The 26405-nt window shown below is 42.7% G+C and carries 26 protein-coding genes and 2 tRNA genes; 3 read left to right on the top strand and 25 right to left on the bottom strand.

Annotated features, from left to right (window positions below):
• Positions 1-226 precede the first annotated feature (226 nt).
• The 5 genes from A3712_RS12230 to A3712_RS12250 all read right to left on the bottom strand — a co-directional run bounded on the left by A3712_RS12230 (position 227) and on the right by A3712_RS12250 (position 6244).
• Positions 227-1222: a hypothetical protein gene (locus A3712_RS12230; protein ID WP_063523721.1), complete on the bottom strand. Its 996-nt coding sequence runs from the start codon at positions 1220-1222 to the stop codon at positions 227-229.
• Between the two features lie 238 nt (positions 1223-1460).
• Entirely contained in the window at positions 1461-3170 is a 1710-nt protein-coding gene (locus tag A3712_RS12235; protein ID WP_063523659.1) for a methyl-accepting chemotaxis protein, read from the bottom strand.
• 566 nt (positions 3171-3736) lie between these two features.
• A complete protein-coding gene (locus A3712_RS12240; RefSeq protein WP_063523660.1) occupies positions 3737-4153 on the bottom strand; it encodes a MarR family winged helix-turn-helix transcriptional regulator in 417 nt (138 codons plus the stop codon).
• Positions 4131-5105 (bottom strand): CDF family Co(II)/Ni(II) efflux transporter DmeF, encoded by a 975-nt coding sequence (gene dmeF / locus A3712_RS12245; protein ID WP_063523661.1) that lies wholly within the window; start codon positions 5103-5105, stop codon positions 4131-4133. Before dmeF ends, A3712_RS12240 begins: the two co-directional genes overlap by 23 nt.
• Before the next feature lie 221 nt (positions 5106-5326).
• Complete coding sequence (locus tag A3712_RS12250) at positions 5327-6244, bottom strand: LysR family transcriptional regulator (protein WP_063523662.1); 918 nt, start codon at positions 6242-6244, stop codon at positions 5327-5329.
• Between the two features lie 204 nt (positions 6245-6448).
• Here A3712_RS12250 and A3712_RS12255 point away from each other — a divergent pair, with 204 nt between their 5' ends.
• Positions 6449-7708: an adenylosuccinate synthase gene (locus tag A3712_RS12255; protein ID WP_063523663.1), complete on the top strand. Its 1260-nt coding sequence runs from the start codon at positions 6449-6451 to the stop codon at positions 7706-7708.
• A 75-nt stretch (positions 7709-7783) separates the two neighbouring features.
• On the opposite strand, the gene A3712_RS12260 is transcribed toward A3712_RS12255, so the two are convergent.
• The 15 genes from A3712_RS12260 to A3712_RS12330 all read right to left on the bottom strand — a co-directional run bounded on the left by A3712_RS12260 (position 7784) and on the right by A3712_RS12330 (position 20594).
• The gene (locus A3712_RS12260; protein WP_063523664.1) at positions 7784-8725 is read right to left on the bottom strand and encodes a sensor domain-containing diguanylate cyclase; all 942 of its coding nucleotides are present in this window, start codon (positions 8723-8725) and stop codon (positions 7784-7786) included.
• 198 nt (positions 8726-8923) lie between these two features.
• Positions 8924-9553 (bottom strand): OmpA family protein, encoded by a 630-nt coding sequence (locus tag A3712_RS12265; protein ID WP_063523665.1) that lies wholly within the window; start codon positions 9551-9553, stop codon positions 8924-8926.
• An 8-nt stretch (positions 9554-9561) separates the two neighbouring features.
• Complete coding sequence (locus A3712_RS12270; RefSeq protein ID WP_063523666.1) at positions 9562-11100, bottom strand: TadE/TadG family type IV pilus assembly protein; 1539 nt, start codon at positions 11098-11100, stop codon at positions 9562-9564.
• A 4-nt stretch (positions 11101-11104) separates the two neighbouring features.
• A complete protein-coding gene (gene tadF, locus A3712_RS12275; RefSeq protein WP_063523667.1) occupies positions 11105-11662 on the bottom strand; it encodes a tight adherence pilus pseudopilin TadF in 558 nt (185 codons plus the stop codon).
• On the bottom strand, positions 11652-12134 hold the full coding sequence (locus A3712_RS12280; RefSeq protein WP_063523668.1) for a TadE/TadG family type IV pilus assembly protein: 483 nt from the start codon (positions 12132-12134) through the stop codon (positions 11652-11654). The genes tadF and A3712_RS12280 overlap by 11 nt, the downstream gene beginning before the upstream one ends.
• Positions 12121-12858: a tetratricopeptide repeat protein gene (locus A3712_RS12285; RefSeq protein ID WP_063523669.1), complete on the bottom strand. Its 738-nt coding sequence runs from the start codon at positions 12856-12858 to the stop codon at positions 12121-12123. Before A3712_RS12285 ends, A3712_RS12280 begins: the two co-directional genes overlap by 14 nt.
• An 11-nt stretch (positions 12859-12869) precedes the next feature.
• Positions 12870-13712 carry a type II secretion system F family protein gene (locus tag A3712_RS12290; protein WP_063523670.1) on the bottom strand — a complete coding sequence of 281 codons (843 nt, stop codon included), beginning with the start codon at positions 13710-13712 and terminating at the stop codon, positions 12870-12872.
• Positions 13709-14611: a type II secretion system F family protein gene (locus A3712_RS12295; protein ID WP_063523671.1), complete on the bottom strand. Its 903-nt coding sequence runs from the start codon at positions 14609-14611 to the stop codon at positions 13709-13711. The genes A3712_RS12290 and A3712_RS12295 overlap by 4 nt, the downstream gene beginning before the upstream one ends.
• Position 14612: 1 nt before the next feature.
• Positions 14613-15884: a CpaF family protein gene (locus A3712_RS12300; protein WP_063523672.1), complete on the bottom strand. Its 1272-nt coding sequence runs from the start codon at positions 15882-15884 to the stop codon at positions 14613-14615.
• Positions 15881-17122 carry an AAA family ATPase gene (locus A3712_RS12305; RefSeq protein WP_063523673.1) on the bottom strand — a complete coding sequence of 414 codons (1242 nt, stop codon included), beginning with the start codon at positions 17120-17122 and terminating at the stop codon, positions 15881-15883. Before A3712_RS12305 ends, A3712_RS12300 begins: the two co-directional genes overlap by 4 nt.
• Positions 17122-17601, bottom strand: a complete 480-nt coding sequence (locus tag A3712_RS12310; protein ID WP_063523674.1) for a hypothetical protein — start codon at positions 17599-17601, stop codon at positions 17122-17124. Before A3712_RS12310 ends, A3712_RS12305 begins: the two co-directional genes overlap by 1 nt.
• The gene (locus A3712_RS12315) at positions 17598-18968 is read right to left on the bottom strand and encodes a type II and III secretion system protein family protein (protein ID WP_063523675.1); all 1371 of its coding nucleotides are present in this window, start codon (positions 18966-18968) and stop codon (positions 17598-17600) included. Before A3712_RS12315 ends, A3712_RS12310 begins: the two co-directional genes overlap by 4 nt.
• Positions 18968-19792: a Flp pilus assembly protein CpaB gene (gene cpaB, locus A3712_RS12320; protein WP_063523676.1), complete on the bottom strand. Its 825-nt coding sequence runs from the start codon at positions 19790-19792 to the stop codon at positions 18968-18970. Before cpaB ends, A3712_RS12315 begins: the two co-directional genes overlap by 1 nt.
• Positions 19793-19813: 21 nt before the next feature.
• A complete protein-coding gene (locus A3712_RS12325) occupies positions 19814-20239 on the bottom strand; it encodes an A24 family peptidase (RefSeq protein ID WP_063523677.1) in 426 nt (141 codons plus the stop codon).
• A gap of 148 nt (positions 20240-20387) precedes the next feature.
• The gene (locus A3712_RS12330; protein ID WP_063523678.1) at positions 20388-20594 is read right to left on the bottom strand and encodes a Flp family type IVb pilin; all 207 of its coding nucleotides are present in this window, start codon (positions 20592-20594) and stop codon (positions 20388-20390) included.
• A gap of 405 nt (positions 20595-20999) precedes the next feature.
• On the opposite strand from A3712_RS12330, the gene A3712_RS12335 reads away from it, so the two are divergent.
• Positions 21000-21893 carry a LysR family transcriptional regulator gene (locus A3712_RS12335; protein ID WP_063523679.1) on the top strand — a complete coding sequence of 298 codons (894 nt, stop codon included), beginning with the start codon at positions 21000-21002 and terminating at the stop codon, positions 21891-21893.
• A 616-nt stretch (positions 21894-22509) separates the two neighbouring features.
• Here A3712_RS12335 and A3712_RS12340 read toward each other — a convergent pair.
• From A3712_RS12340 to A3712_RS12350, 3 genes are all read right to left on the bottom strand, one after another.
• Positions 22510-22586: transfer RNA gene (locus A3712_RS12340), tRNA-Val, on the bottom strand.
• Positions 22587-22663: 77 nt separating this feature from the next.
• Positions 22664-22740 (bottom strand) — tRNA-Val (locus tag A3712_RS12345).
• Between the two features lie 167 nt (positions 22741-22907).
• Positions 22908-23570 carry a DUF2726 domain-containing protein gene (locus A3712_RS12350; protein ID WP_063523680.1) on the bottom strand — a complete coding sequence of 221 codons (663 nt, stop codon included), beginning with the start codon at positions 23568-23570 and terminating at the stop codon, positions 22908-22910.
• Between the two features lie 519 nt (positions 23571-24089).
• Here A3712_RS12350 and A3712_RS12355 point away from each other — a divergent pair.
• A complete protein-coding gene (locus A3712_RS12355; protein ID WP_063523681.1) occupies positions 24090-25196 on the top strand; it encodes a M20/M25/M40 family metallo-hydrolase in 1107 nt (368 codons plus the stop codon).
• A gap of 106 nt (positions 25197-25302) precedes the next feature.
• Here the strand turns inward: A3712_RS12355 and A3712_RS12360 are convergent, their stop codons facing one another.
• On the bottom strand, positions 25303-25725 hold the full coding sequence (locus tag A3712_RS12360; RefSeq protein ID WP_063523682.1) for a DUF3859 domain-containing protein: 423 nt from the start codon (positions 25723-25725) through the stop codon (positions 25303-25305).
• 78 nt (positions 25726-25803) lie between these two features.
• Complete coding sequence (locus tag A3712_RS12365; RefSeq protein ID WP_063523683.1) at positions 25804-26172, bottom strand: AAA family ATPase; 369 nt, start codon at positions 26170-26172, stop codon at positions 25804-25806.
• Positions 26173-26405: the final 233 nt, after the last annotated feature.

Genomic DNA, 26405 nt, shown 5'->3' on the forward strand with positions numbered 1-26405 from the left:
AATATATTAAGCACCGTTAATTCACGAGTAAAATTAAGAATTATATACGGATGAAATATCTTTAATTGAACTGAATAAAAGCTCTAAAGATTATGATATTTAAGGTTTTTTATTTTGCGAGTGATATCACCAAAACCTGAAAATAGCTTAATTGGAGATACAAAGCCAATTAAATCCTACATATAAATTTCCATACTGATAAATAAACAAAAATATAACATCGTAATTATTTCGAATGGTCTGAATAATAGCTCTCTACTCGTTCAATCAGACTCAGCTTGTCTACTTCTTTAAGCGAATTTATTCCGGCAGCGGCTTTCCTTCCGCCCCCAGTATCAAAACTCGAACAAATTTCATCTGCGCCAACTCTGTTTGATAAAGGCGCTCGTAAACTCACAGTGTAAGACTGACCATCTGCATTTCTCGTTAACACCGCTTGTGCTCGAGCTGGGTCTTGATTCACTATTTCATTGCTAAACACACCACTGATTCGTCTTGCCCAAGTCTCTGCAGGCAATTCGAACACGCGCGCGACTTCACTCTCATAGATCGGAGTAAGGTCTGATAATTGTTGTTTGTCAGTTTTGTAAGCGGCGCGAAGTTGATAAAACACGGATTCTTTATCACCCAAGAGATCGAATGGGTTAGAATATTGATACAGCGCCCGGTAAAGCTCAGTCGGTGAAAAGTGCAGATCACTCAGTGACGCGCCATAGCCGTTATAATTGACTAGGGTGCCTAGCTCTTCCAAAAATTTAGTTTGATATTGATCAAAACCATTTGTTAGCGCTAACCGAGCAGCCACCGCTTTTAAATTATCACCAAACGCTGCTGCTATTGCCCACGCCACATATTCTCCCTTGAGTTTTTGGTTGATCAAAAGACTAGTGCAACATTCCGGCGCTGTATTAATGAGAGTCTCAAGGTACTCAGACTTGGGGATGTCCCCTATAAGATGGTGATCGCAGTAAAAGACATTAATCTCATCAGCAAGCAGTGATTGTAATGCGGGTAGATTTTTCTCCATCGACACGTCTAAAACAGTCACCGATGTAACATCACTTTGGGGATTCTGTTCCGCTAGCTGGGTAACAACCTGCGAGACCAGCTTGATATCGCGTTTCACCCCCGTAATTAAAGTGCTCTGTTTAGGCTCATGTAAGCGTAGTTGAAGCAATGCGATGATGCCATCTGCATCTCCGTTGAATACGTCGTAATGCATTTTGTTCCTCTTCATGTGAGATTCAGCCATTCACGATAAAGTAATGTGTCCAGATTGTGTCGTGAAGGTATAACTAAGCTTAATAGACGATGATTATTTTAACCCTATTTCATAGATACTTAAGTCCGATTTGGAATGCCTTATTCTTAATCCTCTACCTTCGTATTTGTCCATACCTTTCAAAAACAAAAAGGCGCAGATAGTCTGCGCCTTTGGTTTAAGTTATTTTGGTACTTGATTAGGACGTTTTGAACTGTGCGACTGCGTTATCCATCTCATGAGCTTGTTCAGCCACTTTGTCTACTTCGACTAAACAGTGCTGTGCTGAGGCATTGTTATCGTGTGAGATGGCATTGAGTTCCGTGATGGAGTCACTCACTTGTGCCATCACAGCACCCTGCTCTTCTATTGCAGACGCAATGCGTTCAGAGTTACCTTGAATGCTCTGCATGTCGCTTAAGATAAGCTGCAGGCTAGCATCCAGCTCTTCCGAATCTTTGAGCGTTAACTGACCTTGCTGGTTACACTCACCAATTTCAGTCATCGATGCCTGCATCTGGCTTTGAATTGCACTTACCACAGAGGTTATTTCTGTCGTCGACTGGTGTGTTCTGCTTGCTAGTGCGCGTACTTCATCTGCTACAACGGCAAAGCCACGCCCTTGCTCACCGGCACGTGCAGCTTCAATTGCAGCGTTCAATGCTAGTAGATTGGTTTGTTCAGCAATGCCTTGGATGATGTTGACTGCATCACCGATTTGATCTACATGATGGTTCAGTGAGCTGATTGAATCTTGGCTGCTTGATAGACGTTCAGACAACTGAGTAATGTTATTGATAGTATCGACCACTACTTCACGCCCCTTGTCTGCATTCACTTTCGCTTGTTGAACGCCTTCTGCAGCAACAGAGGTGCTTTCTGAAATTTCACCAATCGTTAATACCATCTCTTGAACAGATGTAGTCATGGTTGATGTGTGGTTAGCTTGAACTTCAAACTGTTTTATTACCGACTCAAGCTCGTCGTGCATGTTAGACGTACTTTGAGTCAGTTGTAGAGACTTAGATTGAGAGGCAGAAATCAAGCCTTCAAGCTGATCAAGCAACTGATTGAAGTATTGACCTAGCGTGCTTAACTCGTCTTTACCATCAAGGTGTGAACGAATCGACACATCGTTGGAATCGACAATATTGCGGATCACCGAAAGCAGTGATTCAATTTTGCCAATGATAGAGCGAACAATTAACCAGCTGAACAAAATGATCGATACAAGCAATGTAACGCAAAGGATGTTGTTAATCAGCGATAGTTTATTCATCTCCTTTTGAGTTTCTTGGTCAAGCACTGCAGAGAACTCTTTAAACTGCGTCTCTATCACGTGAGAACCTGAACGCGCTTTGCCCATTAAGCCTTCATTATGCTTCAAACCAATGAGTTGCTTTTGTTCGACCACCAGCTTTGCTGTTTGAAGCAAAGCGCTAGTACTTGATGAAAGCATGCTCGGATCAAAGGTACCCTTTTCAATCAGGTCATTAAAAAGATAAAGCTCAACTTTTTGCTCTGGGCTTGCGTTAGCACTCATGCTATCTAGTACTTCATGAAACTGCCCTAATAAACCTTTGTCCCTTGCCAGTCCATAGACTTCCGTCGCCTTGACCAGCTCTACAAAACTCGTGTGGTAAGTTTCAATGTCTTCACGTAAGTGTGTGCTGTTTACTAAACCTAAATCGTTCAGAACCACATTGAGTTGGGATTCGGAAGCCAAAAACTTGTTGTAGTTTATGTCGAACTTATCAAGGTACTTCATATCATTTCGCAACAAGAAGTCTTTCTCATTACGGCGGAGATTGAGCAGGCGCACCTCTAGTTCTTTAGTGATTTGTTTCGCTTCGCTCATTTGAGCAGTCGTATCTGCGAATTGCGAGGTGGTAAATAGCAATGAACTCATGCCGAAAATGGAAAATATTCCCAATGAATAGAGTTTTTTCTTTATATTCATAGATGTGACTCGTCTTTACTAAAGTTAGGTATCTAAGGCTGGGCAATTAACTACGTTATATAGCCCATGCTATTCCGTGATTTTTATCGTATTTACCAATAATGCGTACATTACAAGGAGAATGGCTCCTCTAAATCTCACCATTTCGCATTCATATAATCTGCCAATGGGGGGAACCCACTAAGGTTAGAATTATCAATAGCACAAATTGGGGCAATGCACATTAGCAAGATGATAGAATTGGGATACAAAGGTTGCTCATGTTTGATACAAACGTTAAAAACAACCCAGACACCTTTAAAATAAAGGGGTCTGTAGGTTTTCTAATCGGCCCTTTTGTTTAGATGAGTTCCAAGTGATAAGTGCTTCATTTAAATAAATAAATCACTAATCAATGAGCGTCGTAACCGCTCACTAAATAACAAAAAGCCGACATCAACTGTCGGCTTTGTAGATTCATCTCGTGACACACAAATTGTCCTACCCTTGGATAGGAGCTGATAACCTGCAACGTGTTAAAAAGCTTTCACCATTTTAGTTAAGCACTTCAATAGCACCGCTTTATCTTGTTCTTCTATGCCTTGGGTTAGCTCATTGACGAGATTTAGGTGAAGCTGGTTATGGTGAACATGGATCTTTTGCCCTTCATCAGTCAAAGCAACCACAATTGCTCGGCGATCGGTTGGGTGTTGATGGCGTTCAATCAACTCTGCTTTAACTAACTTCTCAATTTGAACAGTAAGTGTGCCTGTTGTGATACCAAGCTTTTCGGCAAGCTCTTTCATTCGCAATGCGCCATGCATGCCCAACACTTCAATCGTATGGACCTGTGCGAGTGAGTAACCCGTTTCTTTAACAACGGATTGTTCCCACGAAGACATTTTGTCGTAGAACTCAGTCAATATTTGGTTAAGCTGTTCTATATTTTGCATGGCCGTTTGAGTGCACTTCAAGAGTAAGATGATTTATCTTATCAAACTTGGCGAGCATTTGTTTATATTCAGAAATAGATTTATCACTGATTGATTCAAGAGTAATCGCTGCTGAATAATGATGCCCACTCACCTTCCACATGTGAAAATCTGTCACTGCTGCATGAGGCGATAACATTTCGATCACCGAATCACGGTATTCCTGGTGAATATTTTCATCGAGTAAGATTGGGCTCGTCTGCTTCATGAGATTCATAGTCCACTTGGCGATGACTAGCGCGCCGACCATCCCCATCACTGCATCTAACCAGTTCCAACCATAAAACTTACCAAACAGCAGCGCGACAATCGCTAGTAACGACGTAAACGTATCCGCTAGAACATGCATATACGCTGCGCGCAAATTGTGATCATGATGTTGCCCAGTGTGACTATGATGATGCGTATCTTCATGGCTATGGGAGTGACCATGCGAATGCCCGTGAGCGTGTCCATGATCATGGTCGTGATGATGATCTCCCAACAAAAACATGCTGACAACATTCACTGTAAGACCAATACAAGCGACGATAATCGCTTCATTAAATTGAATGGCTTGGGGGTTAAACAAACGATGTACCGATTCCACCAGCATCAACAGAGCCACAATACCCAAAGCAATAGCACTGGTGTAGCCCCCTAACACACTCACTTTACCTGTACCAAAAGAGAAACGAGCACTATCGGCATGTTTCCTTGCATAGCGATATGCAAACAAAGTAATGCCAAACGCTGCTGCGTGCGTCCCCATGTGCCAACCATCTGCAAGCAATGCCATCGAGCCATAAACAGTGCCTGCGATTATTTCGATAAACATCGTCGTTACAGTCAGTAGCAGAACATAAAAAGTGCGCTTTTCACCTTGGCTGTTATGTGAAGAGAAGTTGTGTTGGTGATAGGTTGTAAAGCTCAAAATGGTATCCTTAGTCTTATGCTCAAAGTTGATATAACTGATTATCCAAACTAATTTGACGAACAAGTAGTTTGACAATCAAATCAATATTGCTAAACTTAGTTTGATTATCAAACATTGTCAATGTGGTATTTCCTGTGACGTATATTGCAGCGACAAAAAGCCCACATACAGTGGGCTCAGATTCGGTTATTGCTGGTTATGGGAGTTTTCTACAGACGCTAGTCAACGCTTTTTTGAAGTAATGTAATCTCATCATTCACCCAACCCAATAGTTGCTTTGTGGCTTTCGATAACACCTGGTTCTGCCTGACAATGTAACCAAGACTGGTGCTAGAGAAGTTAAGTAGTGGCGTGACTTTCGATTTTAAGTGTGACTTGGTTAATATAGCGAACTCGGGAATGATGGCAACGCCAAATCCCGCTTCAGCCCAGTCAATTTGTGCATCAACACTGCCAACCTCCATCACTCTGTAATTAGGAAGATTAAGGCTAGGAAGTCCTTCGTCGATAAAGTCTCGAGTTCTTGTATCGTGACCTAGTAGGATCAAGGTCAGTTCAGGCTCGGCTTCATCATTCTTATGACCATTATCCTTCCAATTATCAGTGCCTTGAGGCTCTAAACCATCTCCTAAAGCACACCATGATAGTTCTTGTAGCTCAGTAAAATATAGAGACTCATTGTGCTGCTCTTTCGCAATAACAAAACCAAGATCTGCCTTGGCATTCTTTACCAAACTGGATGCTTGAGATGAGGTGGTGTTAAGCAAGGTGAGATCGATGCCCGGGTACTGCGCTTTAAATTTCTGGAAAGGGCGAATCAATAAAAATCTTGAGATAATGTCACTAACCGCAATGGTTAGCGTACCGATTTTTAGGTCATTAATCGCATTAAGATCAGCCTGACATACCTGTAACTCTAGCAAGGTTTTTTTGCTCGTTTCTAATAGCCTTTCGCCCGCTTGAGTTAGCTGAAATGGGCTTCTTTCTATTAGTTTGATGCGTGTTAGCTGTTCAAGTTGCTTTAGATGCAAGCTCACATTTGGCTGTGTCATGTGCAGAGCACTGGCCGACTTACCGAAATGTTTGTGTTCAGCTAATGTCACAAACGTGTTCAACAAATTGATATCAAGCATCATGTTCTCTCATGTGTTACTTCCATCTAGTAGTTATACCCCACTTCGTCATTCACTACAGTGAGGGAAGAACGTGATAGGGAATCTCGCTTATGGTTAGGACTTTAGAGTTATATGGAATCCTTATCAAGATAATAAAGATAATTAATTTCTCTTATCTAAAATTCAGCACTAACATGATTTCTCAATCAGTCAGGAGATAAACTTATGCCATCTATCGTTGTTGTGGGTGCAAACTGGGGTGATGAAGGCAAAGGCCGCATCGTCGACTTTTTAGCAGCAGAAGCATCTGCAAGCATTCGTTTCCAAGGCGGAAACAATGCAGGCCATACCGTAGTTAACGACTTCGGTACATTCAAACTGCACCAACTTCCAAGTGGCATTTTTAACCCTGACTGTACGGCTGTACTTGGCCCTGGCATGGTGATTAGCCCAGCTGCATTAAGCGAAGAGATCGCAGAAGTTCAAGCAGCAAATGTTGACGTTAAACTTGCTATTTCTGATCGTGCAACACTGTGTCTACCTATACACGCTCTTGAAGATACGCTTGAAGAAGAACGTTTAGGCGATGCTGCTTACGGCTCGACTCGACAAGGTATTGCGCCGGCATACGGCGATCGCGTGATGAAAAAAGGCATCCTTGTGGGTTGGCTTAATCAACCAGAGGTTCTAGAGCAGCGCATTCAATTCATGCTTGATTGGAAAATGCCTCAACTAAAAGCCCTTTACCCTAGATGTGACTTTACTCAGACCGCTTCAGAAATGACTGAATGGCTACTTGAAGTGACGAAAGCTTGGCGCCCGTTCATTTGTAACGTGACTGAGCCTCTTAAGGCACTTCAAGTACAAGACGAAAACCTACTGTTTGAAGCTCAACTCGGTGCAGGTCGCGACTTGATTTACGGTGAATACCCTTGGACAACATCATCAAATGTGACTGCAGCTTACGCGGGTATTGGTAGTGGCTTACCTGCCCTTCGCCCTGAGCGCGTTATTGCAGTGGCTAAGGCATTCAGCTCATCAGTTGGTACAGGTACTCTGGTTACAGCAATGGAAGAACAAGATAGCTTCCGTGAGAGCTCTAACGAATACGGTGCTACTACAGGTCGCCCACGTGATATGGGTTACTTTGATGCTGTAGCAACGCGCAACGGTGTTGAACTGCAAGCAGCGACAGAAATCGCTCTAACTAAGATTGATTGCCTGTCTGGCTTGGCTGAGTTGAAGATCTGTACTGCATACGCAGGTGAGCACAGCGAAAACCCAATTTGGCCACAAACGGCTGAGCTGAAACCAGTTTATGAAGACATGGCGGGTTGGGATGAAGACATCACAGGTTGTCGCACTTTTGAAAGCCTCCCTCAAGCTGCACAGGATTATGTTACTCGTATTGAAGAACTGATGGGCGTGCCAATTGTAATGGTATCGGTTGGTCCAGAACGCGACCAAATGATCATTCGAGCTTAGACAAGTCAAATAAGCAAAAAGCCCTCACTAGTGGGCTTTTTCGTACCTGTTACCGGCATATAAAAGCGGTATAACCTACAACTTATTTTTCTTGTTACGATACATGTTTTCGTCTGACGACTTGATCAAATTTATGATGTTCAAACTTTGAAAATCAGAAGTTCCACACCCATAGGAAAACCCTAATGAAACATCATCATCGCCACGAAACCCTTCAATGAAATCATGAAAATCTGAACGAATTTTACGAACTAATTCACAAGCATATCCGGGCTCTTCTGAATGAATAACAACAATGAACTCATCACCACCGACTCTCGCCGGTATCATGTTGTATTTGATGTTGTTTCTTATGCACGAAGCAAAGCCAGAAATATAGTCGTCGCCTTTAAAGTGCCCATAAGTATCATTGATGTACTTTAAATTATCCAAGTCAAAATACAGACAAACGATCTCTCCCTCATCAATGTTTGCTTTGTTGAACTCATGAAAGAACCCTCTTCGATTTAGCAACATCGTCATGATATCGAAGTGGCTGTTTTTATATAAAATCCGGCTCTCTTCTTTCAAGAGGATTTCAGAGCGTAGCAAGGTTGAAATGTTCTCAATCAGGTTCACTTGGCTTTCCGTATACTCGGTTGGATTCAAGTCAAACACAAACAGGATGGCAAACACTTCTCCATCTGTGCCGCTGATGGGGACGCCACAAAATGATTTATAGTCGTCAGGCTCCTTCTCGACAGTTGCCTCACCACAAGCACATCCACTCAAATAAACCGTGCGGTTCTCTTTGTATGCATACTCACAAAAACAACTGATCTTACTTTTGTGCTGCTCACATAGTTTGGTTGACGAACATAAAACGCTCTCAAAACCTAAACGAGTAAAATCGGAGATCGTGATGATCCCCGCATTCGATGCGTCCATAATGTCGCATATGTTGTCCAATATAGATATCCAAGTATCTACGTCGATATTTTGTTCCATCCCTTCAGAAGAGACTCTGTCAAATAGCATCAATTATTCTTTAGTATCAGATAGTTAATTTTAATTGAATATTCATTAGCATCCGTTATAACAAAAATTCTAAGCAAGATAATATTGAGTGGGGTTCCGACAGATTGATGGCTAAGACTTTTTCTTAGCCACATCAAAAGCCACTGACTCCATTAACTATTTATATTGATTGAACGCTAAGATATGCTCTTAGTTCACTCATTCCGTGGCATCATACATCGACGTCCAGATCTCGGCTCGTCTGTTCTTTGCTCGACCTTCACTCGTTTCATTAGAAGCGATAGGCTTACTTTCACCAAAAGAACGAATAACCAAGCGATTCTTCTCTACACCATCAGCAACCAAAGCATTCGAAGTAGTGAGTGCTCTTTGTAACCCCAAAGCTTGGTTGTAGCCTTTATCACCAGTGCTATCTGTGTGCCCATCAACAGTGACCGAGTTGCCACTCGCCTGCAATTCGCTAGCTAATTGAGTTAAGGCTTTGCTAGCCATTGGTGTTAAGTTGTGTTGATCGAACCCAAAGTGAAGACGAGCCAATAGCCCGTGACGGTCTTGGTTACTAATCCAAGTCTTACATCCTGATTGATTCATACCTATGTTGGACTGACTGGCTAAGGCTTGCTTCAATTCAGTACTATCAGATCGCTGCTCGATCTGTAAAACGCCCTGTCTGTGCTGGGCAATACCCACCACATCATCAACCCTAACGCTATATTGATATTCACTGAATGCCGTGTCGCAATAAACACTGACACCTTGTTCCGCATTAGCGATAACGCTAAATTGCAATGTCGATAGAACAATGGAACCTATCATTAACTTTTTCATAATTTCCTCTAATACAACTTAGTGATTCCGCTTGTTTTCGAGCCTTTACGGATGAGTTCTTCTATTTTTGCAATCAATTCATCTAGGTTAGATACGTCGATAATGTCTTCATTCGGATCAACAACGCAGTCTTGGAAACCACTTTGCTGAGAGGCACGAAAATCGATACCAATGACTCCTATGTATAAGCCCGGTATTTCCTCTCTTGCTTTGTTACACATACCTCTGTCGACTAGCCCTTTTAGAATCCCGTTATTAGGGCTTTCCTGCCCATCACTCAAAATAAGCAACATCTTAATTTTCTTGTTATACGCTTGCTGTTCTTCATCATCAGAGCTGTTTGGATCACCGTCATGGAGAATCTGTGCCCCTCTCAATATGCCTTGAAAAGCCGCGGTGCCCCCATCTGCCCACATTGAGTTGATAGGGTTCAAATCAGCCAACCTGTTCGACAACCGAATGTTTTTAAACTGGGAAGAGTTTGAGGAACCATGCGCGTTGAATAGCTTTGCTCCACTAACACCATAGAAATCAGACTGCAATCCCGACTTGTCCGTGAACATCGTCGACACTGATTTCGGTAAATCTACATAGTTATAAACATCGGCAACGGCGTATCCATCTGCATTGATGACATCCTTTATACGTTTGGCATACTTTTGATTATCCGATTTGGGATTTGAACAATATGACTGCCAACGGGCGCAATTAAGAACCTGGTTCTGTGAATAGTAACGCCAGTAATCCCAGTTAACATCATTGTACGAATACGGTGACACATTAGGCTTGTAGTTATCTTTGTAACTCAGCTGGCTGGTTGCATTTGCTCTACCACCCGAGACGATTTCTCTTGTACGCACGTTAAAAGGCACAAAGCCAACTCGGTTAAGCAGTTTGTCTCCAGTCGTGTCTTCACCGGGTTCGTCACACACCTCTTTCCACTCGCCATCGACATAGTCTTGTTTAGTTCTAGTACACAGGATCTTGCTAGAAATTTGATCGATAGCTGTTTTCAAATCGTCTATTTTTATGTGTCGACTTGAGCCCCACCGATCATTCATTGAGCCGGAAAAGTCCGAAACGAAAACGATATCTATGTTGTTATCGCCAAGGTAGACCGGGTACTTTCGCGCTAATGAGCGACCCGCGAGATCTTGTTGCTCATCAAACGAAGGAATAAAGCTACTCGCGAACCAAGAGTCGTGAGTCGTCTTTGCATTAACCGTATACTGAATATATTCAAGAATGCCGGCCCCTTCATCTTCTGCTTGGTGAAATCTTTGAGCAGTAAGGTTGGTGGATTTAATATCCCTCACGTAGTTCTCGACATATTGAGTCGCTAGATTACGAGCTAGGTCGGGTTGATCTTCTATGGTTACCGCTATCGCCGCTGCCTCAGCGGAATCTCTGAGTCGACTGGTTTCTTGTACATAACGTGTCCCTTCCACGGCCCAGAAAGTCACACCCATGATAGGAACAAGTAATAGACCCATCCATACTGCTGCCACTCCTTCTTGGCGTCGGAGGCTTGAACACTGCATTTTCATTTCGTTACCTCCCAGGCATGATTGAAGACGAAGCGATCTTAACGGAGGTACTGGTGCCACCATTAAAGAAAGGCTTAAACCAAGAACTTTCTTCTTCGCAAAGGCTTACCCGATACAAGGGATAAACAACGCCTTTATCAACCGGTGCTAATTCAGCGTGGTCAACAATCGAATCAGTGTCGCAATTTAAGCTTCTGAACTTGCTGCTAGTAAATTCAGCAACACTACTTTTATTCGTAAGTGACTCTATCTTGATTGCCACATTGTCTACGGGCGTATTGAGCATTCGGCTGGCTACCTTCGTCATTTCTTGCAACTCGCGATTAGTGACAGATAGGTTTTGTCCCGCAAGCACATCCGCTTCAAAATAACGAGTGCGCTCTTTGATAACGTTCACCAGAGCAAAGCTTGATCTATCTAGCTTTGCTCGCGTGAGCAGTTGATAGCTCAAATCAGCAGCAAAAAGATAAACACCCCATAGCGCGACTAAGATAAACAGCAATTCAACGGTAAATGAGCCCTGTTGACGAAACGAAGAACAGGCACGTTGTTTAGAGCTCATCATCTTTCCACCCCTCATGCTCTAAGTTTAAAACCATAGTGCGTGAAATATCTCTATCAGCCGCACCGGCCAATTTAATGATCGGAGTGTATCGGTATGTCACAGTGATCTCGGCAAGGTCATAGTTAAAGTTCAAATCTTGGTTTGAATGCCCTCTGTTAGCCACGAAATCATCGTAAGTTTTGAAGTACTTTCCTGCTATAGAAAACCTTGAGGCATCAATTAAGAAGCTCCATAGACTGTCATCGTCTTCAATCAAGTCTTTAAACTTCTTCTCGTACTGCTCGTTAACCCCTTTACCTTCATAGATCTTGGTATTCCTGATGGTTTCTCTAAGGGAATACTCAGTCATGTTGACGACGTAGATTTGATAACTCGATTCAAAGATCGCAAAGGTAGCGAAGAACAAAACCAGCGCTCCAAACACAAACTCGATAGCCGTCACTCCTTTCTGCCTATTAAGACGCGCCATCAGTGATTCCCGGTTGAGTTAGTTCAGCTGCAATGTCATGTATTTCTCGTGCAGAAAATTCACCTTTGAGTAGTTTTTGAGCCGACTCTACCTGCTGAGTTTTCATCAATGCTATCGCTAAGTTCGCTTTTACAATCTGATTAGCGGGGTCTTCCTTTAGTACTGGTGCTAAGGTTTCAATTGCCTGTTGATACTCACCATTGGCCATTTGAATCATCGCGATATTGTTCTTCACCACAATGTCATCATAGCCACGCAAGCGAGCAAGATTCAGCTCATGATATGCCTTCCCATACTCACCCAACTTTGTGTATGACACGCCGAGTAATACATGAATTTGACCCGTTTTATTTCCCGCCTTAATAGAAGCAACATAGGAAGAAATTGCACTCTCAATATCGTTTTTTGCGTCGAATACTTGGCCTTCTAATTGATACAAATTCGGATTTTCTACACTCTCTTGTTGAAGGTGTTGAACATAGAAATCTGCCGATTCGATGTCACCTTTATGAAAGTACGCCCAGGCCAGTTTCTCTTTCACCGCAGGATCTTGAGAACCTTGTTCTAGCTCGGTTTTATAATGGTGAATTAACCCATCATAGTTTTTCACCTTCTCCATGTTGGTGACATCAGCACGTAGTTGGTCTTGTTCAGAAGGTGTAGATTGGCACCCAGCTAAAAGACTTAACGTTAACATCACGAAGAAAATACGTTTTCTATTCATTCGTTTGCCCTCTAGATGCTCAATGTCATTTGCATGATGCTCGGTGCGAGAATCAAGATAACGATCGGAAACATGATGAAAAGGATCAACGGCACACTCATCTTTGCAGAGAGCTTACCAACCTTCTCCTCAACCGTGAGGATTTGGACTTTTCGCATATCCTCAGCTAAGTCGCTGAGTGTCTGTGCGACGGAAGTACCGTATTGCAAGTTCTGAATGATTGTCAGCACAAAACTTCGGATTGCGGGAGTTGGAATACGCTCTGTGAGATCATTCAAAGCCTTCTCAACGCCATGTATCTTGGCAGAATCTGAGGTGCGTTTTATTTGGTAACAAAGGTCAGAATCAAACTCCGCAAGCTCTTTACCCAAATACGCTAAAGCCGCCTCTATAGTCATACCGGTTTGTACACATACCGACATCATGTCCAAAAGGTAAGGAAGTTGTGCCGAGGTTTTACTTATCAGCATTTTACGGCGCATTTGCAGCAAGGTATCTGGCACCACAATCACCACAATTAGAGAGACAATCACTACCAGCAATTTGTTGGTCGATGTCATATCTCCCAGCAAGACGAGCCCTGAAATAAGGCCGAGCACCAATACCTTGGCGGGAAAATAGAACTTCGCCCATTCAGTGTTGTAGTAACCCGCTTCTATAAATTTCTGTTCAAGTTCATGGCGATGCTCCTTGCCAAATCGAACAAAAAATCGATTCACACGTGAAGGTGGTTTAATGGCGTCGCCACCAATATACATAGCGACTTTCTTTTGTCTTTGGTCAGCACGCACCGATTCGACAATTAAAAAGAGCAGCGAAAAAAACAGCACAATAAGTGCAGCCAATATCATCATGCCCGCACACCTCTCACTAATAGCCAAACGATGAATAAGCCGAAAAGCTCACTACCCAACACATAAAACAACACCACACGGCCCGACTCGTCATACAAGACATAGTTGACGTTGTCAGGATTGATATAATTAAGGATGACCATGAAAACCAAAGGAATAGCCGCAACGATCTTGGCTGAAATCCTCGCCTCCGACGTCATTGCCATCTTCTTTTTTTCTAACGTTCGAGCATCCACCAACACACGAATTAATCGGGCCAGCACGCCTTTAAGTTGTCCACCTCGCGCAATGTTGGCTCGAATCGTTACAGTAAAAAATAGAAACTCTGGATATGGGTAGTTTTTACAGGATCGTTTAAGCACCACTTCCGGAGATTCACCTAACTTCAATCGGTCGCCCATCAACTTGAATTCGCGTCCGATCGGGTTGTGCATCACTTCACCTACATAGCTAATGGCTTGCATTAGACTGTCGCCCGCAGTTACTGCACTCATCAGAATATTCAACGCATCAGGAAAAGTGTTCTCGAAATCTCGACGTCGTCTGGTCACCAAGAAACGGTAACCAAAAAAGGTAAAAACCAATGCTAATACCGGCACCCACCAATCGTTAGTCATCGATAGCAGGTCAACCACGATGTACCAAGAAGCGATAAGGCTAATCGTTATGTACAAGGCGATATATAAAGTTGAACGTGGGCCAAGCACCATTAAGGTAGGCGAAATCGACTCTTTAAACCTGTGCCAGCTCTGTTTACGAACTAGTGATTTCACATTAATGGCGTTAAAGTTTTCAACTTCCGCTTCTTCAATATTGAAGAATTGATTGACCTTTTTTACCTTTGAATCCCTTATCAAAAACAGCACAAAGGAGAATAGAATCAATGAAATCCACAGCATGCTATGCCCCCTTAAAGGATGCGATAAGCTCTTCATAGAGCCCGAAGAATTGCGCTTTTTTCACGAGCTCAGATCGCTGCATGATGCCGTTGGTGACAAACTCCCCTTTCACGTTTTCGCCATAGTGAGCATCGTCGTAACGGAAGCGGTAGATCTCCTCCATCACCACGCTATCGCCCTCTAAGCCAACGATTTCCGAGATACTAGTAATCTTTCGAGAGCCATCACGCAGCCTGTTGACTTGAACAATCATCTGCACGGCACTTACGATCGTTCTTCGAATCGCATCCAGCGGCTGATTTAAGTTCGCCATCATCACCATAGACTCAACACGGGCAATCGCATCTCTTGGGGTATTCGCGTGGAGCGTAGACATCGAGCCATCATGCCCCGTGTTCATTGCTTGCAACATTTCAAACGCCTCAGAGCCACGACACTCACCAAGGATAATTCGATCAGGGCGCATACGCAGTGCGTTAATTACCAAGTCTCGCTGAGTGACCGCCCCTGTTTGCTCAACGCTCGAAGTTCTCGTTTCAAGTCGAACTAAGTTAGGCTGTTGCAAGCGCAGTTCTGCCGCGTCTTCTATTGTGACAATACGCTCATCTTCTGCGATGTATTGAGACAGTGCGTTGAGTAGTGTGGTTTTACCCGAACCTGTGCCGCCCGAGATTAGAACGTTGATGCGGCAGCGAGACGCGATCATCAACACTCTTGCCATATCAGGAGACATCGAACCAAAACCGATCAGGTCTTCAAACCCGATATTCTGCTCTCTGAACTTACGAATGGAGATCGAGGTACCGTCTAATGCAATCGGTGGGATCACGATGTTCACACGGCTGCCATCTTCTAGCCTCGCATCGACCGTGGGAGAAAGCTCATCGACGCGTCTTCCTACACGTGAAGCAATACGCTTAGCAATGGCCAATAGCTGCTCTTCATTCACAAACGAAACTTCGGATTTTTTAACCTTACCGTGGCGTTCGAAGAAGATATTGTTGGGCCCATTCACCATAATGTCTGAGATAGACTGATCTTCGACCAATGGTTGTAAAGGACCAAGACCAAACAACTCGTCGATTAAGCTTTTCACCAGACCCGACTTCATCATGGAAGTGATAGGTCTTTGGTAGCTGTTCGCTAATAAATCGACCGCTGCTTGTATCTGAGACTCTAAATCTTTACGACTCATTTTCTGAACCGCTTCAGCGTCTAACGCCTCAAAGATCTGGCCACGAAAAGCGAGGTATAAGTCTTTATTCGAACTCATTTAACGCGCACCTTTTTTAACCACGAGTTCATCGTTTTCTGGTCGATCGGTTGTCCATTAATCAGCTTGACCAACTGCTCCATAGAGCGACTAATATGACGGTCATGTTTGTGGCCTCGCTTTCCATCAATGATGATGTGAGCCAACGACTTACAGTAGTCGACTTCTAGATCAACGTTCGCGCCTAAATACTTGGCTAGATCAGGCTTTTGCAAGACATAGGCATTTTGTGGACGATGATAGTTAGCAACCATGAGGATGCGAGTACACGACGATAATGTCAGCTGTAAGTTCGCTATCTTTTCATACAGTCGTTTTGCACTTCTCACCGATGACACCGACGCATCGAAGACCAAAACGACGACATCAAAGTTTTCTGCCAAGAGTTGTGGTTCAACTTTGAAATCCACCGCCCCGGAAAAGTCTTCAATGATGAAGTTGGTGTTTCGAGCCAGCAGCTCACATAAGGTCTGGTTGTAATTGAGAACATCGTTTTGGCTCATGTCACCATTGATGGCTAATAGGCGCAGGTTCTTACGGGCGTTGGACAGATAACTTAATGCGCCCTCTTCATCCATTTCGTGCAGCGGCGCCGTGAACTCATCGATAGTACGTGGTTTAAAGTCTTTTAACCCAAGTAAGACATCTATGTTTGTATCAGCGTATTGATGATCGACAAGGATGGTATCTGAGCCTTGTGTCGACAAGAGTGAGCCTAGCTCAGTAGAGAGGAATGACGCTCCTACACCGCCTTTAGCACCGACAATGGCAACGCGTTTTGCTTTACGCTTCTGGCTCACACCAGAAAATGTTTTTAGGTTCTTACTCACGTGAGTTAAGAAGTCTGCAAATTCCTGCTTATTCACTGGCCAGAAAACGTAGTAAAAGCCCATCTCCTTAAGAGAACGAAGCGTCGAAATGGCGTCTTCTTTGCCAATGACTACCACGCCCTTATGCGTCGGTAACTTGCTAGCAAAAGCTTTTGCATCTTCCACTACATTGCTCGACTCATTTAGCTCTAAAATGACGATATGGCTACTTTGTTGCTCAGTAAGCTTGGTCAAACCGGCAGTCGCTTTAACACAAGCAGGATCGTTCCACCCTTCAAAGCGAAACACTTCTTGAACCAGGTTTAAACACTCTTGTGATTGGTAAAACAACGTACATCCAGCAACACCTGTCGACGCAGCCTGAGCTGGCTTAGCCTTTGTGGTTAATGCTTTTGTTAGATCAAACATTATGGTTCTCCTACCAATCTCGACTTGTACGCCACTTGCTTCAATCGCATCGACTCAACGAAGCAATCAGACTGTCTCAAGCGAACATGTATCTGCGCTGGTTTACACATTTGTATCTTTAGACGCGTTAAGGTCACCTGAATATTTAGATCGCTTGGTAATAACTGTGCATTGCGATAAACCACTCTTTGAGGGGCGATCAAATGGGATGGATACTGCTTAAAGATCTCCTTTAACATCTGCTTGCTAGCGGCTGATTTGTAATCCACCACATAAGTCGCCTCCTTGTCCGTCGACTCAATCTCCTGAATCAAGGCATCAAGCTGCTGAGCCGTTTTAGCGCTGTTTTTAATCTCGAACTCAAAATTGTGATGTTCTTTGTACGCCAATGCCTCAGCTCCCTGACCAATAAAATATTGTTCAGAAGCACAACCGAATAGTGAGGTCGCGAACAACGCCATCAATACTAATTTCTTCATTGGATAAATCCTCCTTGCGACAGCAGGCGAATCGTTGCATCGGACGAGGTAACTTGTTTGCCATCCCACTTAATGTTTAACCAACGTGCCAATGTAGATGTCTTCTTAATGTACGGAAGTTGAATATCTTTCGGCTTCACAGGCTCAACTAAGTTAACGGTGGCAACGATGATCAATTCGGTACGTTTTCTTTCGGTGGTCGCTTTCCTAAACGCGGCACCAAGTACTGGAATATCGCCAATAAATGGGATTTTTTGCATTTTTTCCAAGTCTGCGCTGCTCATCAAACCACCCAGAACGAAACTGTCGCCATCGGCAAGCTCTACGGTCGTCAAAGCACGTCGAGAAGCCAACTGGGGAACCTTAATGCCTGCAGCCTCAACGTAACCCTCTACCTCACTCACTTCTGGTGCGAGTTGCATGCGGATTTTGTCTTGGCTTAACACTTTGGCGGTCAGATCCAGCTTGATACCAAACTCTTTAAATGAAATGTTTACGTTACTGCTGGTAGAGACGATGACTGGCACTTCACCACCAACGAGAAAACTTGCAGATTCTCCAGACAACACGGTCAAGTTTGGTTCAGCGAGAACCTCAGCCATTTGATCGTTGCCTAAGGCTGTAATCAAGGTGCTTAGATTAGCGGCATCAAATTGGTCGAAAATAAACTCACCGACACTTGAACCCACGGAACTCCAATCAACACCAACGGTTTGACCAAATGATTCTGTCACTTGAGCGACTGATATTTTTACGTTTACTTGTTGAGTTGTGGCGACTTCAATTCGTTCGATGATCCCTTCCCACGTCATATTGCGGGCAAACACCATGCTTTCAGGCTCTTCATAGTCTGAACTATCTGATTTAAATTCTAGTTTTTCGATTTTATCCCATTTCTCGGTTTTGTTTCGTCCGAGTAGCGTCGCGACTAAACGATAAATGTCATCACGTGTTGCCTCTGAGTCGACAATGCCGCTCACTGCGACTTGCTCTCCTACAGACTGAACCTTTACTTGAGCATCGGGGAAATGGAATTTAATTTGGCGTCTAATGTCCGTTAAATCCAAGTCGACAATAATGCGGTCGGATAGCAGCATTTTGTCATCAATACCGTAAACAATCAGTCGCGATTGACCAATGTTGTTGGCAAACACGACAAGGGTGTTATCGTTGATGATTTTGTAATCAACGATACTAGGATTATTCACGAACACTTGACCAATTGGACTTTTAAGCTGAATGTGCTGACCATCATTGAGCGTAATAGAGCGATCCGCGGCAAAAGTGCATGTTGCAGAAAATAGTCCAATCAACGTTAATAAAATTGGAACAAACAGCGCTCGTTTGATTCGATGGATAATTGTCATCACAAAGCCTCTCTTGGATTGTTCTCGTTACCACGTAACTCTACGATACCTGTATAGTTATCAATGATATTGCGCACCTCTGCGAACTCCGGCTGCATATAAGTTTGGCTGCGATAAATTTCGATATGCATCGTTCGCTGTGCTAATGCGAGTCTTGGTAATTCATCAGGGCTAACTTCAATGACAACGGTTGTCAGTCCATCTTCCTTACTTGGAGAGCGAGCAGTGATAGAGCTATCACCCGTGTCATCATTTCCGATATTAAGGACCTTCACGTGTTTCAAAAACATCGACGCCTTCACTCCTCTAAAGCGCGTCGGCTTATCGATGTTGCCAGCCAAGTTGGCATTTGGAGAACTTACCGTTAGAACATCAATGAACGAACCCGGTCGGATGTAATCATTAATCAGATTTTTGTCGCTAACCTTTAGTGGGTATAACGTCATGCCCTCTGTAACTAGAAGGTCAATGTAGCCAGGCTTGCCAGGGCTAACTTGATATTCAGGTAATATAACGTCACCTGCAATAAGGCTTCGGTTTAACAAAGTGGAAGGTGAGAAACTGATTTGCGAATCTTCTCTAACACCAAGTGTTAGCGCCTCACTCAGAGGCAATTGTTGTTTCACTACCCCCTGTGAGTTGACTGCACGCCCCTTTTCAAAGGCTTCGGTAGCAATCCATACTCCCACATGCTGTTCGCTTTTTTCAGCGACCACTTCATCAGTTGTTGTTGGTTTAGGTTCACTTTTGAACAGATCGATAACGCCTAGTGCGCCGATGATTAAGGCGACAATGGCGATAAGTAATACCAGTCGAGATCTCATAATGTGCTCATATTTTGAGGATTATATATATGGCGTAGATTGAATTAAAATTACTAAGTAAAAACCGATGCTAATGGCGATCCCATATGGAATACCCTCTTGAACACCCACTTGATTTCTTATTAATTTTTCACTCACTAGATAAGAGATAGCTAAAATACCACCAGAAAAAGCCGTCAGAATAAACGCCAATAATAAGTCATCAACAGGGATAGCAAGCGACAAAATAACGACGTATTTAATATCACCCGCTCCAATCCAAATCAGCTTATAAAGAGTTAGTCCTATACCTAACATCAGTAAAAAACTCATAATTTGAAGATCCAGCGGAGAAAAAAAACACTGCAAGAAGAGTAATAGGTACAAGGCGTAATTTTGTATCTTACGATAGAGAAAATCAGTGGCCGACACATATGCACTCAATACTGCCAAAGTCACTAAATACAGTTCATGACTAGAAATAGGGAATACCGCCTAAACTTGGTGAGAATTAATCTTATTTAACATCATAAATCAACTAAGCCAGACCAATGCAAACACAGGTCTGGCGCAAATATCTTTCGATATCATCTACACTAGCCAATAAGGCTAAATATTAGCTTCCTGCAGTATCAATAGCGGTTGCTACTTTAGCGAAAGCTGCTTCTAGCTTACCAATAAAGCCGTCAGCACCTACTGCTGTCGTTACTAGTACAGCCATTGCCACAGCAATGAGACCATATTCAATCGCAGTTACGCCGCGCTCATCGTTCTTGAATTGAGATAAAAACATGGTTGTTTTCACGTATAGCTTGGTAATCATTATTTATTCCTATAAGGGCTGTTGAAAATTCGTCGCCATTATAATTAGCAGGTCAAGGTTAATAAAAATCACTCCTATCTACTTTATCAATAACATGTTCAATAATTAATCAAAACAAAATACAATTTAGTAATCATCACCAAGGTAAAACCATAATTAACAACAAGTTAGACTTGACCTTCGTTCCAAACTTTATTATCAGCTAAATTTTATAAACTCTAAAAAGTAAGACGCGGATCAATATTTTCTCTTATATATCCTTAAAATATAAAAAGATTAATATTTTTTGATGCCTTATTATTCATTATGAAAACTGTTGAAATACGAAGATCATCACGCTATTGTTCTTCGAAACAGGAAACCAAAAAAATTATAATTTCTTTGTGTCAAAGGGTTCGTCGAATCATGAAACTACATTTCGAAAATATTGTTTCGTTCATTGCAGTAGTTGAAGAAGGTTCATTTAGCTCTGCTGCTCGAAAACTTGGGAAGTCACAATCAACAGTTAGCACAGCTGTTCAAAATCTAGAATCAGACTTGGGTTTCAATGTATTTAACAGGGAATACTCTAAATTTTGGCTAACAGAGAAAGGAGAACGTCTATTCCAGTTATCTTTACCCGTAGTATCAAAATATCGAGACCTAGTCACCGCTGCTCAACAAATGAACAATTCAGACCAAATTGTTTACAGAGTCGGTATCGATCCACTAGTGTTTGATAAAAACGTAAAAAGAACATTACTGGCATTTTCAGAAGCATTCCCCAACGTGGATTTACTGGTAGTAACCAAACCCAGTTTCGTTTTAGGTAACTATATCAATGAAGGTAAGATAGATTTAGCGCTAGGTAACGCCTACCACAAGACAAGTTATGACTTCAACATAGAAGAGTTATTTTACGTTAACTGCTGGTGGGTGGCTCATAAAGATTTGGGGCCTATAAAATCCCACACGCCGTCTCAGCGTGTTCTATTGATGGATGGGTCTGAAGAACTGCTTAACTTATCCAGTATCGCCGGATATAACCTATGGCGATTGGATGATCTAGGAACCATTATAGATTTATGTAACGCCAAAAAAGGCATCGCTTTTTTACCCAGTTTTTTAATCGATACTCATGCAAAAGATAACAAACTTAAGGTCATTACCGACCATCCTGATTTTTTTGGTAAACGAGTTATTGCCTCCCTTTTCTGGAAAATACATTCTGACTTTAGCTTGTTTAATCAATGGATAAAAAAAGAACTGAAGTCTAGTACTAACTACCAGCAAACATTTGTTGCCGATTTGGCTCAATAACGCCCTCTTATAATCGGGTAATTATGCTCTAGTACATTCAACTTCTTCGGAGTAGGTATTAATAAAACCAAACACCTTGATATATTCTCGCAATGAAGAATAGATAATAGTTATTACCCTTTTAAATTATCATTCATTTATTATATAACTCATGACCTATAGCTCTACTTTACACATCGCCTTCTGATATGTATTTAATACGTCATATAAACAACTTAAACGTGTGAGCTTGGCGCATATCATTTAGCAAGTAACAAATATGAAGTTAAGCGTGTAGGGCTCATACCCAGAAAAGAGCAATACCATCCGGTATTTAGGAAATGAGCTTATTATGAATTATATTACGGTAACGTAAATTCGAGCCATGCCGATGCGCTATGTAGCCCGACATATAATACATGCTTCTTTACGGCTCTCACGCCACGTTATCCCTAACAGAAACGCATATGTGGTTTGTAAGCAGAAACGCCACACATGGCATTATGCGTTGTCTATAGAGAGACCACTCTAAGGAGAGAGGTGGCTGCGCATCGATGAACAAGTAAAACCTGCGAATTTCAGACACAAAAAAGCCCACACTAGGTGGGCTTTTTTGTTTGTTCCTAAGAACGAATAATGGTGCGTCCGAGTGAACTCGAATCACCGACCCCCGCCATGTCAAGGCGGTACTCTAACCAACTGAGCTACGGACGCACAATGCTCTTTATCTTCTTTATGACGATTGTGACTAAATCAAAAGCCGCTACTTTGACAAAAAGTAACAGAAAGAATGGTGGGTCCGGGCGAACTCGAATCGCCGACCCCTACCATGTCAAGGTAGTACTCTAACCAACTGAGCTACGGACCCATTCCTTAAGAACGAGGAAGATATTAACGACTGATTTATTGTGGCGCAAGTGTAAATTGCACTTGAATCAACTGTTTGCTCTTATTCGCATCAATACGTTGATTTTTTAGACGTGAAACAGAAATAAACTTGAGTTAGGTCACACTGAATCTATGCCCTATTGTTTGTTACTCTTCTTCTACACCGAAAACAACGTTGTAGTTTTCAGTGTAAGTACAGTTCGGCTGACGGCTACACGTGAAGAAACGTCGTCCTTTGTAGTCACCTTGGCTAGCCAGCTTGATGATCATCGGGCTGCCACACTTCTTACAAAATCTCACCTCTTTGTCCGGTTCAATCAGGTCAATGTGAGTCGCCAACAACCTTTTCAAGCGGCTAACCTGATAGCTATGCTTAACAGAAGCACCAATAAGTGGTAAGCCAGCGGACTTACATACATGAATAAGTAGTTTCTCTCGGTCAACTTTGCCTTTATTTAACTCTTTACCATTGTCAAGCTCGATAATCACACGTGGCTCCAGCGTTCTTGGGTCGCACACCACAAAGTCAAAATAGCTACGAGAGATCTTGTTATTCGCGATAAACCAGTTCTTCTTAGTATTTGTTTTCGCAGGTGCCAACACGTTTGACATGTTCACTTTGGCAAACACAACACCGTGAGAACCAACCGCCGTGGTCAGTGCATTATAAAACGCGGCTTGTTGCATGTTGAGCAACGCGCCTTTCTTTTGATAGGCGTGGTCCTTGGTGTCGTCATGTTTGAATACGTACTTCTGAATGAAGTAAAAGAACACAACAAGCACCACTACAACGATAAATATATTGGTCATTCGTAAAACACAGTTAAGGATTCAGGGAGATAGAGAATTTGTAGCGTAAGTAGAAAACAACAAACTGGCAAGAAAAAGCGAATCAGTTGTTAACGATAGTCACGTGTTTTTGATGACACCTGTTAGCTGCCTACTTGACTGTAGGTAGATACAGCGCTCAATGTAAACCTTTTTCAATTGTTCACACTCCAGATTAGCTCAGTTTAATTTTTGTAATTTCCGCCCCAATACTCAGAAAATCGTCAAATAAATATTAAAAATGGCGCTCTGACGAATGAAACATAAAGTGAAACTTCAAGAATCATAGGTTGGTTTACCCAGCTTAACTGTTACCAGATAACAATAGACCTCATCACGTTTTAGACTGATAGCTAATTCTATTTTTAGCACTATCAAGAGTAATAAGGCGGTTTTCTTGATTTAACTCAGGCAATCATCCTACAAAGAGGCGTTATAGTGATTTTCCTGTTCCTACCTCCGTGGTTTTTATAGCTAGCGGACACATAATGAGAATTAACAATGCCCCAAATTAATGAACAACGTCTAGTCGACCATTTCTGCGATCTTGTGAAAATCGATAGTGAATCTCGCAACGAAAAAGCGATTGCTGAAGCGCTGGCTGAGCAGTTAGGCGAACTAGGTTTTGACGTACAGAAACTGGTGGTACCTGAAGAAGTATCGAATGGCTTCAACATCTACGCGCGTTTAGACGGCACGCTACCGGGTAGCACAGTATTCAGCTGCCACATGGACACAGTAACACCGGGCAGCGGCATTGAGCCAATCATCGAAGACGGTATCATCCGTTCAAAGGGCAACACAATCCTAGGTGGTGACGACAAGTCTGGCATTGCGGCTATCATGGAAGCCGTTCGCTGCATTCAAACTGAAGGTCAAGCACACAAAACAATTGAAATTGCATTCACCGTGTTCGAAGAAGGCGGTCTATTCGGGTCTTTGAACTTCGATATGTCTTACATTCAATCAGAGCACGCTATCGTTCTAGATACAGGCGGCCCTATTGGCACTATCGTAAATGCTGCTCCTGGCCAACAAAAGATCGTTGCAACGATCAAAGGTCGCCCTGCTCACGCTGGTCTAGCACCAGAAGAAGGCATAAGCTCAATTCAAGTAGCGGCAGACGCTATCACTAAGATGAACCTACTTCGTATCGATGAAGAGACAACTGCGAACGTGGGTATGGTTGAAGGCGGACAAGCGACTAACATCGTAATGCCTGAGCTTAAAGTGGTTGCGGAAGCTCGCTCACTAAATGGCGACAAGCTAACAGCGCAAGTTGAACACATGATCTCAACTTTCGAAGAAAGCGCAAACCAATTCGGTGCTGAGGTAGAAATTGAATCAACCCGTGCTTACGATGCATTCGTCATTGCAGACGATCACCCGCACATTCTTTCAATTAAATCAGCGTTCGAGAAGCTAGGTGTAACCGCAAACACCAAGCGCACTGGCGGTGGTAGCGATGCAAACAACTTCAATGCGAAAGGTCTAACAACCGTTAACTTATCGACTGGTATGACGAAAGTTCACACAACTGAAGAGTACATCGCAGTGAAAGACATGGTTGCTATCACTGAGTTCGTTGTCGCTTACTTAACACAATAATCTTACTTCTACGCTGGATGAAGAATATCGTCTAGCTAATACCAAAAAGCCGAGCCTATATAGGACTCGGCTTTTTTGTTGTTTAGATTTGTCTAGAAGTTTGAGGCTAGAACCCTCTGCGCTTCCAAAATTGGCCTTCGTCTTTTGCTACTAGGTCGAATGTCTTGTCTGCGATGATGTTGCCTTTGAGTTCGACCGTCATGCGCCATTTACCGATCTTGTTTGAGACTGGCGCCCAAATAGTGTCGCCTAGATAAAAATCCCAATCGTTATTGCCAACGTACTCTTCACCATCGAACGGCTCAAGCACTTCGCCTTTGTCGGTCGTGATATCCGGGTGAAAAATGCAGTAACGGATTTTTTCGCCTTTGGCTTTTTTGATGTTCAAGATATAGCCAAACTCAACGTCGATTTCAGCGTCAACGATGGTGGTGAACTCTTGGATTTTAGGCAGGTCTTTAGACTTAGAATCCCACGTGGAGTAGATACCGTAAGAGGTCATCTCTACGACAACAGAACGTTTTGCCATTTCAATCGTTACCTTGGAATTGTTTTGTTAGTTTAATATGAGGGCTTACCCAGCCTATAAAGTGACATCAGCGTAGCGCTAATCTTGCCAATCTCTACCCATGCGCTTGATCACTGATGGTTCAATGTCGTGGATAGTGCCGTAATTTTCTCGGCAAACTTCAATCACTAAATCCGCCTTGTATTTGAGAGCAAGCTGACGATAAGCCTTCATTTCCCAGTGTTTGATGAAGGTATTCGATACGACAACGTCCTTCCCTTGCTTTAGACCATTTTCAGCGGCGTTCTGGCACCAATCATGGGCCAGTTGTAATTGTTTAGGGTCAAAGCAGTACTCACCTTGTTCGTTAACAAAATACATATCGGCCTCGACATGCAAGGCGTCATAAGTTTTAGCTTTTGTTGACTTACCCGAACCTGGTAGCCCTCGAATGAGTATTAACTTCATTGATACATTACAGCTTAATTCAAAAGCATGAGTTTATCGTAAATAGTACTCTGTTGCTCTGATTACTACCGATATCAGCACTCAATCACTCTTCTACACATTTTTGCATTGATAAGCGGATACAATAACCACAAGATGACTAAGTGCTCTCTTGATAAAAACACAAATAATTTACAACTATCCACTTTGTATATCGACAAGCGTATCAAACTATTATAGATTTAGATGTATAG

Source organism: Vibrio sp. HI00D65, assembly GCF_001635455.1.
Taxonomy (GTDB): Bacteria; Pseudomonadota; Gammaproteobacteria; order Enterobacterales; family Vibrionaceae; genus Vibrio.

Coding starts and splice junctions, on each gene's coding strand:
- A3712_RS12300 (WP_063523672.1), bottom strand. CDS start 15,884: ATGAGTTCGAATAAAGACTTATACCTCGCTTTTCGTGGCCAGATCTTT.
- A3712_RS12330 (WP_063523678.1), bottom strand. CDS start 20,594: ATGATTACCAAGCTATACGTGAAAACAACCATGTTTTTATCTCAATTC.
- A3712_RS12290 (WP_063523670.1), bottom strand. CDS start 13,712: ATGATGATATTGGCTGCACTTATTGTGCTGTTTTTTTCGCTGCTCTTT.
- A3712_RS12305 (WP_063523673.1), bottom strand. CDS start 17,122: ATGTTTGATCTAACAAAAGCATTAACCACAAAGGCTAAGCCAGCTCAG.
- A3712_RS12240 (WP_063523660.1), bottom strand. CDS start 4,153: ATGCAAAATATAGAACAGCTTAACCAAATATTGACTGAGTTCTACGAC.
- A3712_RS12260 (WP_063523664.1), bottom strand. CDS start 8,725: ATGCTATTTGACAGAGTCTCTTCTGAAGGGATGGAACAAAATATCGAC.
- A3712_RS12365 (WP_063523683.1), bottom strand. CDS start 26,172: ATGAAGTTAATACTCATTCGAGGGCTACCAGGTTCGGGTAAGTCAACA.
- A3712_RS12265 (WP_063523665.1), bottom strand. CDS start 9,553: ATGAAAAAGTTAATGATAGGTTCCATTGTTCTATCGACATTGCAATTT.
- A3712_RS12360 (WP_063523682.1), bottom strand. CDS start 25,725: ATGGCAAAACGTTCTGTTGTCGTAGAGATGACCTCTTACGGTATCTAC.
- A3712_RS12285 (WP_063523669.1), bottom strand. CDS start 12,858: ATGAATAGAAAACGTATTTTCTTCGTGATGTTAACGTTAAGTCTTTTA.
- A3712_RS12350 (WP_063523680.1), bottom strand. CDS start 23,570: ATGACCAATATATTTATCGTTGTAGTGGTGCTTGTTGTGTTCTTTTAC.
- A3712_RS12230 (WP_063523721.1), bottom strand. CDS start 1,222: ATGCATTACGACGTATTCAACGGAGATGCAGATGGCATCATCGCATTG.
- A3712_RS12295 (WP_063523671.1), bottom strand. CDS start 14,611: ATGCTGTGGATTTCATTGATTCTATTCTCCTTTGTGCTGTTTTTGATA.
- A3712_RS12315 (WP_063523675.1), bottom strand. CDS start 18,968: ATGACAATTATCCATCGAATCAAACGAGCGCTGTTTGTTCCAATTTTA.
- cpaB (WP_063523676.1), bottom strand. CDS start 19,792: ATGAGATCTCGACTGGTATTACTTATCGCCATTGTCGCCTTAATCATC.
- tadF (WP_063523667.1), bottom strand. CDS start 11,662: ATGAGCTCTAAACAACGTGCCTGTTCTTCGTTTCGTCAACAGGGCTCA.
- A3712_RS12310 (WP_063523674.1), bottom strand. CDS start 17,601: ATGAAGAAATTAGTATTGATGGCGTTGTTCGCGACCTCACTATTCGGT.
- A3712_RS12250 (WP_063523662.1), bottom strand. CDS start 6,244: ATGATGCTTGATATCAATTTGTTGAACACGTTTGTGACATTAGCTGAA.
- A3712_RS12355 (WP_063523681.1), top strand. CDS start 24,090: ATGCCCCAAATTAATGAACAACGTCTAGTCGACCATTTCTGCGATCTT.
- A3712_RS12280 (WP_063523668.1), bottom strand. CDS start 12,134: ATGGCGCGTCTTAATAGGCAGAAAGGAGTGACGGCTATCGAGTTTGTG.
- A3712_RS12335 (WP_063523679.1), top strand. CDS start 21,000: ATGAAACTACATTTCGAAAATATTGTTTCGTTCATTGCAGTAGTTGAA.
- A3712_RS12235 (WP_063523659.1), bottom strand. CDS start 3,170: ATGAGTTCATTGCTATTTACCACCTCGCAATTCGCAGATACGACTGCT.
- A3712_RS12270 (WP_063523666.1), bottom strand. CDS start 11,100: ATGAAAATGCAGTGTTCAAGCCTCCGACGCCAAGAAGGAGTGGCAGCA.
- A3712_RS12255 (WP_063523663.1), top strand. CDS start 6,449: ATGCCATCTATCGTTGTTGTGGGTGCAAACTGGGGTGATGAAGGCAAA.